This window comes from Bacillus sp. REN16, assembly GCF_020731355.1.
GTDB lineage: Bacteria > Bacillota > Bacilli > Bacillales > Bacillaceae_L > Ferdinandcohnia.
Map to the genome: position 1 here is coordinate 1 of NZ_JAJFZK010000058.1, position 704 is coordinate 704.

Annotated in this window: 1 protein-coding gene; it reads left to right on the forward strand. The window is 38.6% G+C overall.

The window, feature by feature from the left end; genetic code table 11:
* Positions 1-279: 279 nt before the first annotated feature.
* On the forward strand, positions 280-704 hold a 425-nt coding region (locus tag LKW28_RS22805), incomplete at its 3' end, for a DUF6431 domain-containing protein (protein WP_229142705.1).

Here is a 704-nt window from a genome sequence, read left to right on the forward strand (position 1 = left end):
TGTTATTGCTATCCCATAATGACTGAAAGTTGACGGTATTGCCTGTCCAGAATTTGACGAGTATAATGTCCATATACATAATTCGAAACATTTCGACATTTAATATTCTGGAGAAAGGAAAAGACGCCTCCCATAATGTATACCTGCGCCAACAGATATACGAGAAGCGTCCCCCAAAAAACCATATGATAATTGTATCAGATTATAAGCTAATTGAAAACAATGGAGTTTTTGGTTAGAGGTGCAGGGAGGATTCCTTCTCCTTGTTGTGGGAAAAGTATGAGTATTATTGGTACTAGAAATAGAAAGTCAAAAGAAAGATCTGGAGAAACAAAAGTATATAATATTCGACGGTTGTGCTGTGAACAGTGTGGTCGGATTCATCATGAATTACCAGATATCTTAGTTCCATATAAGAGATATGAGTCGGAATGCATTGAGATGGTTCTTACGAACCCTTCTACACATGATGTTCCAGCTGATGAATCTACCCTCTATCGATGGTTTGAGTGGTTTCATAGTTTTGTAGATTATTGGGTTAATTGTCTCATATCCATTCTGCTTCGAACAAAACAAGTGATGAACCCTCTGAATTTGAAGTCCGCAAATTCAGAGACTGCACTTCAAAGAATCGGACGACTTGTGGGGGATGCCCCAAGATGGCTGGAGAGAATTGTCCGGCCGATTGCTAATTTAAATTTATG